The 13,062-nt window shown below is 41.7% G+C and carries 12 protein-coding genes; 3 read left to right on the forward strand and 9 right to left on the reverse strand.

Annotated features, from left to right (window positions below; translation table 11 throughout):
• Positions 1–61 precede the first annotated feature (61 nt).
• Positions 62–364: a ferredoxin family protein gene (locus tag AC13FX_RS10195; RefSeq protein WP_482880463.1), complete on the reverse strand. Its 303-nt coding sequence runs from the start codon at positions 362–364 to the stop codon at positions 62–64.
• A gap of 108 nt (positions 365–472) precedes the next feature.
• Between AC13FX_RS10195 and AC13FX_RS10200 the strand changes: the two genes are divergently transcribed.
• Positions 473–817 (forward strand): four helix bundle protein, encoded by a 345-nt coding sequence (locus tag AC13FX_RS10200; protein WP_482880464.1) that lies wholly within the window; start codon positions 473–475, stop codon positions 815–817.
• 30 nt (positions 818–847) lie between these two features.
• On the opposite strand, the gene AC13FX_RS10205 is transcribed toward AC13FX_RS10200, so the two are convergent.
• The 4 genes from AC13FX_RS10205 to porD form a co-directional block, all read right to left on the reverse strand.
• A complete protein-coding gene (locus tag AC13FX_RS10205) occupies positions 848–2,173 on the reverse strand; it encodes an FAD-dependent oxidoreductase (RefSeq protein WP_482880465.1) in 1,326 nt (441 codons plus the stop codon).
• A gap of 78 nt (positions 2,174–2,251) precedes the next feature.
• Positions 2,252–3,226, reverse strand: a complete 975-nt coding sequence (locus AC13FX_RS10210; protein WP_482880467.1) for an electron transfer flavoprotein subunit alpha/FixB family protein — start codon at positions 3,224–3,226, stop codon at positions 2,252–2,254.
• Positions 3,227–3,331: 105 nt separating this feature from the next.
• Complete coding sequence (locus AC13FX_RS10215; protein WP_482880468.1) at positions 3,332–4,102, reverse strand: electron transfer flavoprotein subunit beta/FixA family protein; 771 nt, start codon at positions 4,100–4,102, stop codon at positions 3,332–3,334.
• Positions 4,103–4,185: 83 nt separating this feature from the next.
• Complete coding sequence (porD, locus tag AC13FX_RS10220) at positions 4,186–5,112, reverse strand: type IX secretion system protein PorD (protein ID WP_482880469.1); 927 nt, start codon at positions 5,110–5,112, stop codon at positions 4,186–4,188.
• Between the two features lie 110 nt (positions 5,113–5,222).
• On the opposite strand from porD, the gene AC13FX_RS10225 reads away from it, so the two are divergent.
• Both AC13FX_RS10225 and AC13FX_RS10230 read left to right on the forward strand, forming a co-directional pair.
• Entirely contained in the window at positions 5,223–5,954 is a 732-nt protein-coding gene (locus AC13FX_RS10225; RefSeq protein WP_482880470.1) for a hypothetical protein, read from the forward strand.
• Between the two features lie 2 nt (positions 5,955–5,956).
• Positions 5,957–8,011: a ComEA family DNA-binding protein gene (locus AC13FX_RS10230; RefSeq protein ID WP_482880471.1), complete on the forward strand. Its 2,055-nt coding sequence runs from the start codon at positions 5,957–5,959 to the stop codon at positions 8,009–8,011.
• A 387-nt stretch (positions 8,012–8,398) separates the two neighbouring features.
• On the opposite strand, the gene AC13FX_RS10235 is transcribed toward AC13FX_RS10230, so the two are convergent.
• From AC13FX_RS10235 to AC13FX_RS10250, 4 genes are all read right to left on the reverse strand, one after another.
• Positions 8,399–9,574, reverse strand: coding sequence for a hypothetical protein (locus tag AC13FX_RS10235; protein WP_482880472.1), 1,176 nt, complete (start codon positions 9,572–9,574; stop codon positions 8,399–8,401).
• A 363-nt stretch (positions 9,575–9,937) separates the two neighbouring features.
• Positions 9,938–10,837, reverse strand: coding sequence for a glycine betaine ABC transporter substrate-binding protein (locus AC13FX_RS10240; protein WP_482880473.1), 900 nt, complete (start codon positions 10,835–10,837; stop codon positions 9,938–9,940).
• Between the two features lie 61 nt (positions 10,838–10,898).
• Complete coding sequence (locus AC13FX_RS10245; RefSeq protein WP_482880474.1) at positions 10,899–11,723, reverse strand: ABC transporter permease; 825 nt, start codon at positions 11,721–11,723, stop codon at positions 10,899–10,901.
• Between the two features lie 2 nt (positions 11,724–11,725).
• Positions 11,726–12,955: a quaternary amine ABC transporter ATP-binding protein gene (locus AC13FX_RS10250; protein ID WP_482880475.1), complete on the reverse strand. Its 1,230-nt coding sequence runs from the start codon at positions 12,953–12,955 to the stop codon at positions 11,726–11,728.
• Positions 12,956–13,062: the final 107 nt, after the last annotated feature.

Genomic DNA, 13,062 nt, shown 5'->3' on the forward strand with positions numbered 1-13,062 from the left:
TAATGCACATAACTACGGAAATTTTATGAGATTTGTTACGAAATAAGTAGGGATGGATGGGTTAACCGAAATTCCAGGTAACACCACGTCCGATCTCAGGATCCGGGAAATTCCAGTCCACGGCTCCCTGATCACAGGCATACATACAGGTGCCACATTCGATACAATCCTCAACCTGAAAATGCACCTGATCGTTATCATCCATGGTATAACAATTAGCCGGGCATACCCAGGTAGTACATTTGTGAGGGCAGGTTGAATTACATATATCTGTATCAACCACAATATGCGGCTTGATCTCAGATTTTGACTGATTACGGTAGCTTACAAGTCCGAGTCGTTCGGTTAATTTAAGATTTTTCATAACGTTGCTCTTTATGAAATGTGAAAAGGCAAAAGTGAAAGGTTTTTGCCTTTTCAGAATTCGAAATTTTTGGTATTTATTTGTGAATTAAAAATCCAAGGGGGTACTATGATTAAACTGAATCACAAAAATTTAAATGTTTATAAAAAAAGTATTGAGTTAGTAAGTGAGGTCTATCGGTTAATTGAAGGTTTTCCAAAGACTGAAACTTTTGGTTTATCAAGTCAAATGAGACGAGCCACTGTTTCGATTCCTTCTAACCTATCAGAAGGTGCCTCTAGAAAATCTGAAAAAGAACGAAAACGATTCTATCGAATTTCCAGATCTTCACTGGTAGAATTAGATACTCAACTCGAAATTTCAATTAATTTAGAATATCTAAATAACAATAAATCAAAGAAAGTGGAAAAATTGGCAAATGAAGTCTTCGCTATGCTATCAAATATGCTGTAAATTTTTCACATTTCACTGTTGCCTTTTCACTTACAATGATTTTCCGGCTTTAAAACCTAATTTTGCAAGTTCCCAAAATGAAGCATGCCGTTTAACAGCGCCCTTCAGCATATCTTTAGATTTCGGTGTCGGTTCATTTTTGATGGTAAAGAACTGTCGGCCGAAATCGCACAGAAGGTTTGGCACTTTCTGCTGCATGGTTTCAGTATGAAGGAGGTGAACGGCGTCCTGGAATCCGTTAATGTCTTTCATGACATAACTCTGATCCATTGCTGAACGATATTCTTTCAGCGTGGTAGAGCTGAAATCCCCTTTCTCTTTGGCTTTAACGATCGTTTCAGCTGCCAGAATTCCGGATCTCATGGCATAATCCATTCCCTGAATGGCTTTGCCGGCATTCATGAGTAGGTTCGCTGATTCACCGGCCAGCAGTATGCCATCTTTGTATAATTCCTTTGGCATAACGCGGCTGTCTCCGGATGACACCACGTGAGCCGAGTACTCCACAACTTCTCCATCCTTGATAATATCAGCAATGGCAGGGTGTGTTTTGAAATGGTTGAGCACATCATGCGGACTTTTTTTCTTTTCCCGCATATCCTTGATCCCCAGAACCAGACCAAGTGAAATGGTGTCACGGTTAGTGTATAGAAAACCACCACCTTCAATTCCATCAGTGGCTGCTCCTACAAATTCATTGCTCATGCCACTGAGCCCATTCAACTGAAATTTCTGTTCCAGTACTTCCTGATCAAAACGGATGATCTCTTTGATACCGGTAAGCATGTGGTCGGCAGGTACATATTTGTCCTGAAGACCCACCTGACGGGTAAGGAGGTTATTCACTCCCTCAGCTATGATCACAGAATCAGCGTGAAATTCGTCCTCGCCGGTTCGAATGCCTACGGCCTTGTCATTTTCCATGATCACTTCGTCTACCTTGATGTTGGTGGCGATGAAGGAATCCATAGCATAATCGGAGGCATCGATGGCTTCCTGAACCTTGCCCGAAAGCCAGTTGTCGAATTTGGATCTAAGCACTACTACTCCGGTATATGGAGTTTCGTTGAAGTGAGAAGACTTAAAATCTATGGTAAAAGCTGATTGTTCGTCCATGAGTGTCAATCGCCGATGATTGATGAAACGCTCCCATCCGCCATCTTCTTCTTCCCAGTAGTTTGGGACGAGTTTTGCAAGGTCGCTACCCCATAAAACGCCACCGGATACATTTTTGGAACCGGCGAATTCTCCCCGTTCAATGAGCAGGAATTTCATGTTATTTCGGGCGAGGGTCATAGCTGCTGCTAATCCCGCTACACCACCACCAATTACGATACAATCAAACTTTTCGTCCATAGGGAAATTTATAAATGTTGAATTTTAAATGTTAATTGAAGTTCTACCCATTTAACATCTAGTACTTAACATTAAACTTTAGTTTTTGATTTTTCTAAGCTCTTCGATGAATGGAGGGAGTACTTTATACAAGTCTCCGACAATTCCATAGTCCGCGATCTCAAAGATCGGGGCATCAGGGTCTTTGTTGATAGCAACGATAACCTTAGAGTTGGTCATACCGGCTACGTGCTGAATAGCACCTGAGATCCCAACAGCAATATAAAGCTGAGGAGAAACCACTTTCCCGGTCTGTCCGATCTGAAGACTCGGATCGTATACACCTGCTTCGGTCAATGCTCTTGAAGCACCGATCCCGGCATTAAGTAACTCTGCCAGTTCTGAGATCAGTTTTTGTCCTTCCTCATCTTTGACACCGCGGCCTGCTGCCACAATGGCTTCTGCTTCGTTCAGGTCGATGGTGTCACCGGAAGCGGAAATGATCTCCTTAAGGGTGGATATCAGTTCTCCATCGTTCATACTGAAATCAACCGTCACGGTTTCAGCAGTGGTTTCATTTTCAACCAGGTCGTAGGAACCGGAACGAACCGATACCAATACAGTGTCTCCCCTGGCTTCAGTGCTTGCAATGATCTTGGCGGCCATCACAGGTCGTTTGGCCTTTATACCTCCGTCTATCAGTTCAAAAGAAGATACATCCGGAAGTACAGCTGCATTTTGATTGGCTGCCAGGGCCCCTAGAATATCTTTGGTTCCTTCAGTGGAGGCAAAGGCAAACACAGCAGGATTTGCAGCTTCCATAACTTTTGCAAGTGCTTTAAGAAGAGGGGTGTTCATGTGATTTTTGAAGATCGGATCCTCAACTACATACACTTTAGACGCTCCGTACTTCTGAATTCCCTCAACAAATGATGATGCATTGGCATCCACAACAACTGCTTCAACTGAATGACCTGCCTGATCAGCAAGTTGTTTGCAGTGTGAAAGTACCTCTAGTGATGAACGTTTGATCTTGCCATCTGCAATGGCGATGTGGGTAAGTATAGTGCTCATTCGTTTTCTCGTGTATTTAAAAGTTTTTGGGCTAATTCTAAATGTTAAGTGCTAAATGTTAAATGGGACCCATATAACATTAAAAAAAAAGCATTTAACATTATATCATATCACGTTTGCTTCGGTATCAAGTAGTTGTGCAACTTCGCGAGCGATCTCTTCAGGTTCGCCTTCATATTTTTTACCGGCTTCCCGTTCAGGTTTTTCTTCATAACCAAGAACTTTGGTATTCGCTGATAATTCGTCTTCACTCAGTCCGAGAGATGACAATTCCACCTGTTCCATTGGCTTACGCTTAGAGGCCATAATACCTTTTAGGTTTGGAATACGCGGTTCATTCATATCATTAGAGCAGGTAACCGCACATGGTGTTGGCAGTTCGATCATTTCCTGACCGGTATCTCCCTGACGTTTCACGATCAGTTTACCGTCTTCGGCTTCCAGTCCAACAGCGTTCGTTGTATAGGGGAGATTCAACAATTCGGCAAGCATGCTGCCGGTTAATCCTGCGTCCGTATCCTGAGATTGTTTTCCAAGTGAAAGAACATCGTACTCTTTGTCTTCAAAGAATTTTGCTAGCACCCGTGCGTAAGATCCGGAATCATAAGCTTCATCACCGGATGTCACTATATGGGTAGCTTTATCGGCTCCCATAGCCAGTGCCTTTCTGATGGTTTCAGACGCTTTGGATGCACCAATGCAAACAACTTCTACTTCACCGCCATGTTTTTCCTTTAAAACGAGGGCTTCTTCAACGGCAGAAGCATCATAGGCATTCAATACCATCCGGTCTGCATCCTGTATTAGTTGTCCGTCTTTGATCTGTAACGGTGCGTACACGTCGGGCACCATTTTTATACATACGTAAAATTTCATTCTATTCTGATTTCAGCTTGAAAATTTCAGTTATGGAACCGCTTTTTTGGGCGCCCAATATACAAAACCAAGATACAAATATCTTAGTTCTGAAGGCTTTCATATTCACTTAAGTGACCCTGATCGGTTTGTCGTAAAATGTTGTAGGCTTCCAATCGAACATCACGAGGTGCGGATTGAAAGATACCGGCAATTTCCCGGGCCTTTGCATCAAAAAAGATATCATATAGCCAGTTACTTGTGGATCGCCGTTTGGCAGTCTGAATATTCCTTAGGGTTGTTAAAATTTGTTGTCTTGCCTGATCCGGTGTGTCTATAAAACGATCTAACCCAAGTCGGTGATAACTGTAATAAGCCCTTCTCAGATCATTATAGCTACCGGAAGTCAGATCACTGACCAGGGTGTTTCTGTTTCGCTGATTATTAGAGTTGCGACTCCAGCCGGCTGCATTAGTGGTTTGGGCCAGGTTCAAAATATTCTGGGCTTGTACGAAATACTCAGATCCACCCAATTCTGAAAATGTATCGAAGTCATAACCAAGAATTATATAGCTGTAAAAATCCAGAAAACCGGTTAGGTCATCAAATTGCAGCTCATCGTGGATCATAGTTCGGCCTTCGGGATAGCTGAATTGCCAACCGTTATCACTAAGAAGTAAAGTGGATGTCTTGTTAGTAGTGTTATAAATAGGGCGTTGAACCTGAATGACTGTTTCGGCACTGAAGAGGTAGTTTGAGGTGCCGCTAACGATCACGATCTGCATCAGGCATTCAATGCGTTCGTGTTCCTGAAAATCTGTATCGGTCCAACTGTACTCGTTTAAATAGTTTTCAATATCCGCTTTGAGTCTGTTTAGATATTGAAATGAAGAGCCTTCCAACCGGTCTGTGTTGATCTCTACAGTACAATTCAGCTCCTGGGATCTTGCTTCAAATGTTAGAAAGTTGAAAAATATTCCACAAAAAAGGACCGTCTTTATTACATTATTCAAAAAGAGAGAGGTATTCATAACAAAGTATTTATTGGTACTCAATGATACGAATACAACATATACTATATAAAATAACTTTCGGGATAATTTTTGTACTGTTTTCGGGTCCTTTACATGCTCAACTCATCATGGGAGCAAAAGGATTGGGAATGGGCCAGGCCGCTATGGCCATTGACCAATACGAATGGGCGATCTTTGCTAATCCCGCTATGATGAACCATGAGAATAAAACCATAGGGTTTTATGGATTGAGAAACTACGGGTTTTCAGAACTCACTGATATGGCTGCCGTAACAACTCTTCCCACAAAACTGGGTGTAGTTGGTTTTGGGTTCCATAGATATGGAGACAACATATTCAATGAAATGAGAGTCCGTATAGGATATAAAAATGAGTGGCAAATGCTCCACTTTTCTGTTGTAGGAAATTATAATCACATATCCTTTGGCGGTACATATGGATCGGGAAGTGCCATAGGCGTGGATGTTGGTATTGCAGCAGAATTAACGAAGTCCCTTTGGATCGGGGCTCGCTCAACAAATGTAAACAAACCTAAGTACCAGGGTATTTCCGAGGAACTTCCAAGAGACATTATCATTGGAATTACCTACAGTTTCAATGAAATAGCATTGTTTGCCTTTGATGTCGCTAAAGATGTACGGTTTCCGGTTTCATACCGGGGTGGGCTTGAGGTGAATATATTTGAGGGGTTATATGGCAGAGTCGGGGTTACTACTGAGCCCATCAGTTATTCCGGAGGGTTTGGATATGGTCAGGAAATCTGGGAGATAAACTTTGCCGTACAAAAACATGAATTATTGGGTTTCAGTCCCGGGCTCGATCTAGCTCTCAAATTTTAAAAATGAAATATCGGTTAGTGATCATATCTGCCACTTTGGTGGTATTTATCGGGTTACTCCCGTTATCCGCTTATGGGCAAGATTCTACCAGTGTAGAGCAACACCTGGAGAAAGCCTTTGAAGAGCTGGATCCCGAGGAAACCGGACTCACCGGAGAGCAACTGACTCAGTTCCTTGAAGATCTGTCTGCGGATCCTGTTAATATCAATAGGGGAAAGCTGGATGACCTGCTTCAAATACCCGGAATAAACTTAAAGATAGCTCGTGCAATTTTAGATTACAGGGCTTTAAAGCCATTTGAGAGCAAAGATGAATTGCTTGAGGTATCCGGTATTGGCCCGGCTACTTATAGTAGAATTCAACCTTATGTCTCGATAGGACGTTCAGGTGAACGGTTTCGGGATATGTACATGAGACCTGAATATTGGTTGGCAAATAGTAAGGCAGAAGTTTTTTCAAGGTATCAGCTAGATCTGCAGGAAAGTGAGGGATATATCAGATCCGATAGTTTAGGTGGGTATACCGGTTCCCCAATGAAATATTATCAGCGTATCCGAATGAGTACAAACCACTTATCTATGAATCTGACCCAGGAGAAAGATGCCGGGGAGCCATTGAATGGAATCACCGGTTTTGACTTTATCTCCGGTCACGTTGCTCTTATGGATAATGGCAAACTAAATGCATTGGTTGTGGGTGATTACAGTCTCAGTTTTGGCCAGGGATTAGTGCTTTGGAGTGGGGGTGCTTTTGGAAAAGGGAGAGAAGTAGTTGGGACGGTCTCAAAGAATGAAAGAGGGATCAAACCATATTCATCAGCCCAGGAAACAGATTTTTTCAGGGGTGTGGCAGCATCTTATGGTGATAGAATTGCCTTGACTGGTTTTTATTCTGAACGACCCAGAACGGCTTCAGTGACAGGTGTAGATACCACACGGTTTCCATCATCCTCAGGATTTCACAGGACCAATAATGAGATAAGCCGAAAAAATAATATCTATCAAATGACAACAGGTGGCAGGATCAGGGTAGATTCTCCTATAGGGTTGGTAGGGATCACCGGCTATTATAATCGGTTCAGCAGTTACATAACTAAGGGTACACTATTAAGCAGTGCCTATGACTTCGAAGGCAGAGAACATTCCGTGGTTGGTATCGATTACAGGGCGCTGATCCGTAATAGTTTTATATTTGGTGAAGTAGCCCGAAGTGAAAATGGAGGATTTGGAGGTATTGCCGGATTGGAAACACCTGTAGGTAAAAATACGGATCTGGCTCTCGCATACAGGCATTATCAGAAAGATTTTCAGTCGTTTTTGGCAAGTAGATTTGGGGAACAGTCATCCGGGCCTAAAAATGAAGAGGGCTTTTATGTCGGACTCAGACATATTCTAAACCATAAAGTTATTTTGAGTGGATATTTTGATCAGTATCAATTTATGGCGCCAAGGTTTGGGACCACGCAGCCAACCGGTGGGTTCGATGTCTTGTTGCTTAGTGAAATCAATTTCAACTCAAGCATGAATGTGTACTTTTTGATACGGTCTGAAACCAGAGATGATGATTACGTGATCTTGAATGAGATGGGGAATGAGCAGATCCAATTGGGTGAAGAGACACGGTCCAGTATCAGAACAAATTTTGAGTATCAGGTAAGTCCGGAAGTACGTCTAAGGTCCAGAGTGGAACTGGTTCGAAATAAAGAAGCTGGCGGAGAATGGGAAACAGGATTTCTGATCTATCAGGACCTGAGAATCCTTCCGGTCTCCAAAGTGCGTATTGATGGAAGAGTGACTTTGTTTGATACTGACAGCTTCAGTACCCGGGTTTATCAGTTCGAAAGTGACCTCCTGTATGTGATGTCTAATACGGTGCTGTATGATCAGGGGCAAAGGGCCTATGTTACTTTAAAGTACGAGGCCACTTCATTTCTGGATATCTGGTTCAAATATGGGGTCACAATTTTTGAGGATCGCCATTTAATCAGCAGTGGATTGAATGAGATAGAGGGGAATATACGGAACTCAATCGGAGTTCAAGTTCGGCTACAATTCTGAAAAATTAATCCAAATCGGGTTTCTTCTTCCGAAAATTTATTGCATAAAGCATCAATAAAGCGAAAATAATGACGTTTTGAAATAGCAAAAAAGGAGGGCTTACTTCAAGGTAACCGATTTGGCAATTTAGATCGGATCCCAGAATGGTATTGATGAGTGATAGAATCAAAATGGGTGTTATTAGTACAAAGCCTAAAATAACTCCAAGATTTGCCCGACTGCCAGTTAAAATAGAAACCGCAATAAGTATCTCCGTTAGAATCAAAATCCATTTAATCAGTAAATAGGAGTTTGATTCTGCTAGAATAAATGTAAAATCCTCTTCTGAGATCAATCTATTGATGGATGAAATGAGGAAGTAAAAGGCTAAAACGATCTTTACATATTTCATAGTGTAAGCTCATACTTAATAATTTGATAAAAGCCATCTACATACGATAGAGCGTAAAGATATTTGCCATATACATCAATTTTTTTTGCCATTTCAGGAAGCTCAATACTCTTGATGTAATTCCCCGTTTTTTTGTCAAATATTTGTAATTCCGTCGTATTGTCTGACTTTTCAAACTCATCAGCAATTTTACCTGTAATGGTTTTTACAGCCATCATAAACGGTTTGATCTCAAACTTTTTCCCTGAAAATAAAACATAGACATAGTAATCGTCTGTAGCGATGCTTAGAGTTCCTTCAGGGGAGATTGTATGATCAGGTGCTGAATACCCGTTATCGTATTCGACTGTAGGTAATATGAAGGATCTGGGTGTTTTTAGAGTATCGACCTTGCCGTTGGAAGAAATTGAAAGTACAAGGGTGGAATAATTAAATCCAATATAGGCGTTGTCGGTCCCGGAGAACATAGGGCCCTGATCAACCATTGGATTTCGTGAGATCGGTAACAGACTACCATAATAATCTGTATCAATTTTCAACAAAATATCATCAGTGATTTCATATTTTTTGAAATGGCGAATTTCAGTCAGTGTTTGCATATCATAGAATTTTCTGACTATAGCTAGTGAATCATTAAGGATAATGGCAGAGCTGATTGAGCGATCGTTATATCTGATATCCGTTATATAAGTCAGGTTGTGGTCATATACTATTCCTTTTCGTTGGCTTTTATCCCACAATAAAATTAAATCATTATTGATTCTTGAGAAACGTTTTGCTCCAGTCTGCGATAGTTCGCCGGGGCCTCTGCCGGCAGGGTGTGAAGCGATCATGCTCTTACTCTTTAAGTCATGCATGTTTAATACCGCCTCCTTGTTGCTTAACTCAACGGTAAGAATGGTGTCTTCATTTAGTACAAAAATGACAGAAGGACTGTAAATATTATCTTGATAAACCAGTGTTTTCTTAAGTTCCTGTCCCTTAGCTGTATGTATAAACAAACATAGTAATAGCAGTAAAAGTGATCTTATAGCACGCAATTTTATAAAAAGCTTTCGGGTTTTATTTACTTTTGGTTTTACTATGTAGTTAATGGCTCTTTGAATATCATATGGACATTGATGCTTTTTCAATGCCTGTAGGTAGGCATCCAATATTATTTTAGACCCCATGTGTTTCTTCATGATATTGTACCCAATTTGTAACCCTTGTTTTTAGCTGCATAGTAAAGTCTGTTTACTATGTGTATCTCTCTTCTATTTAAGAGGGGAAAAAGAGCATTTTGTTACAATTTTAAAAAATAGCTTCAATAAAATGGTAAACAGACTTTGTTCGACTTTATCGACTAGAATTCTGAAACAAGTTTTTTGCTGTCAATTTTGAAGAAATATTATTCATAGGAATAATATGGGTGTTAGAGGGGAATGTTAATAATTCCATTGGCTTACAAATCAGGCTATCATTTTAACCCAATAATAAAAGGAAACACGAGCTAACGCATTTCCTTTTTAAAAGTCACTTAAAGTGGGATCTGATCACATGGAAGCTTGCTCATTATCTTCCGGGATCCAATCTTCAACCACATCCTCATTATCATTTAACCAGTTTCTGGCAACCGTCTCAACGTTCTCTTCTGAAGTTTCAATGGCTACCATAAGGTCGGCAAGTTCAGCATCAGTCAAGTACATGTTAGACAGGAACTGAGCCAGTTCAGGTTTGTCTTCTTCGAGGTTTTGGCGACCCATAATGTGAATTTGTCCGGTGCCCCAGAGTTCCTTATCAGGATCCTGTTTAAGAAATTTGAGATCAAATCGTCCAAATTTCCAATGGGGTTTCCATCCGGTTACAACGATCCATTCTTCATCATTATAGGCGCTTTGAAGGGCTGAGGTCATAGCCGGACCGCTGGATTGTACCAGTTCCAGGTCAAGGTTGTATTCCTCGATCACGTTTTTGGTAGTGCTCATGATACCGGCTCCGGCATCAATACCTGTGATCTCACCATTGAAGCGATCCGCAACTCCATTCAATTGAGAGATACTATCGATCTCAACATAAGTTGGTACAACAAGGCCACTTTGGGTACTCTCGTAAACGGTTCCTAGATCTGTTATCTGGTCCTTGAACTGTTCGTAATAATCGGCATGAAGAACAGGTAACCACGTTTCCATGAAGGCGTCAGAATCTCCCTGAGCGACGGCAGTGTAGGCAGGTCCCACACCGGCAGACGTGATCTCTACCTCGTAGCCCATTTTGTCCTCCAGAATAGCCTTGGCAAGATTTGTGTAAGCTATACCTTCAGCCCAATTGACATATACCAGGTCGGCTGTTTTTTGATTGTCTTGATCTTGTGTGCATCCGCTTAAAAAACTGATGGCCAGAATAAAGACACCAAGCTTTGAAAGCAGATTCAAAAATTTATTGTTAGCTTTCATAATTATCTTGTTTTGTTTGATTTATGATTTAAAATTGGTCGATTAAAAAAACTGTTTTGTTTCAATTTGTTGATGTTCCCAATGACTGTGTCACACGGTCAAGGAATACAGCAAGTATTACAATGGCAAGGCCTCCCTCAAAGCCTAAGCCGATGTCGAGGCGTTGCAGGCCTTCAACAACAGGCTGTCCCAATCCACCGGCCCCGATCAATGCCGCGATGACCACCATTGACAATGCCAGCATGATGGTTTGATTTACGCCGGCCAGAATAGTGGGCATGGCAACCGGAAGTTCAACTTTAAAAAGCATTTGTTTGTTATCAGACCCAAAGGCCAATGCTGCCTCCCGGATCTCTTCCGGTACTTGTCGAATACCAAGGTTTGTCAGCCTTACTGCAGGAGGCATGGCAAATATCAGAGTTGCAATAATACCGGGGACTTCTCCCAGTCCAAAAAACAAGACGGCGGGAATCAGGTAAACAAATGCCGGCATGGTCTGCATGAAATCCAGAATTGGCCTGATAACATTTTCAACCGTTTTACTTTTTGAGGCCCAGATTCCTAAGGGTACACCGATCATCAAGGCGATGAAAACGGCTGTGATGATAAGTGCCAGGGTTTCCATGGTGCCATCCCACATATTCATGCTCTCCACCAATACCAGGCCTAAAACGGTGAAGATACCAACACCTTTACCGGAAACGTACCATGCAAGTGCTGCCAGCAGAATGATCATTATTGCGGGGTGGGGGAACAACAGGATGTTCTCAATACCAGTTAAAAAGGTCTTGACGGTGACAGTGATCACATCAAAGAACCCACCCAGATTATCAGTGAGCCAGTTAATTAGGAATTCAAAAAACTCTCCTACGGGAATATCGATCATAACTAAGTATTGGAAATTTTGAATTTCTCGTTATCTGTTTCTGATTCGCCAGAATCATTTTCATTAAGTTCGGCCAGAATAGTTGCCCGGTCAACGATACCGAGTAGCTTGCTGTCTTCATCAACCACAGCAATGGGGTATTTGGATTGAAGAGATTTGGTCAGAAGTGCATTTATCGGGGTATCGGGACCTGCAACCTCAATATCTTTATTAAGGATCTCATTAAGGTCCCGACTTTCTCTTTCTTTTAAATCTATGGCGTCATCAATAGAGACCAACCCTTTGAGATGTCGGTTTTCATTGACCACATAAGTTGTGGATACCCCAACTTTTTCCATATTACGTATTGCCACCGAGGGGCCGTCTTTTGGTATTTGCACGGTAGGGGCTTTCCTCATGATGGCCTGTGCGGTGATCACCTTGGTGCGGTCCACATTTTGGACAAATGCTTTCACATAGTCATTGGCAGGATTTGTCAGAATTTCTTCCGGGGTTCCAACCTGAACCACATAGCCGTCTTTCATAATGGCGATACGGTCACCGATCTTAAGGGCTTCGTCCAGATCGTGAGTGATAAACACCACTGTTTTATGGACTTCAGCTTGTAATTCAAGGAGTTCATCTTGCATATCGGCTCGTATAAGTGGATCCAGGGCACTGAAAGCCTCATCCATGAGAAGTATCTCAGGATCATTTGCAAGGGCACGGGCTAAACCGACACGTTGTTGCATTCCCCCGCTAAGCTCATCCGGTTTCTGTTCTTCATATCCTTTAAGCCCAACGATATCAAGTGCCTCATAGGCTTTTTCTTTTCTTTCATCCTTATCCATTCCACTAATTTCTAGTCCATACTCAACATTGTCAGCTACAGTACGGTGTGGAAAAAGCCCAAAATTTTGAAAGACCATGGACATCTGTTTGCGTCTAAGCTCGAGCAAACGCTCCTTATCCATTTTTGTGATGTCCTCATCACCGATCATTATGGTGCCACGAGTAGGTTCTATAAGACGATTGAGACAGCGTAATACGGTTGATTTTCCACTTCCCGAAAGTCCCATAATAACGAACATTTCTTTTTCTTGGACTTCGAAACTGGCATCGTTGATCCCTACAGTATTACCTGTTTGATCCAATATCTCATCTTTTGATTTACCATTTTCGATAAGTGGAAGTGCTTTTTCAGGATTCTTCCCAAAAATTTTAAATAAGTTTTTAACTGTAATTGCGGCCATATCAGATGTTGTGTTGAAATTTCATTTGCAACTTCTTTTGGCGTTTTAAGACTATCATTTATATCGAGAAAGTCTTTAAAAGAAGGGTCCGTTTTGTCACGGACCCT

The sequence above is a fragment of the Gracilimonas sp. B-17 genome (genome assembly GCF_056857935.1).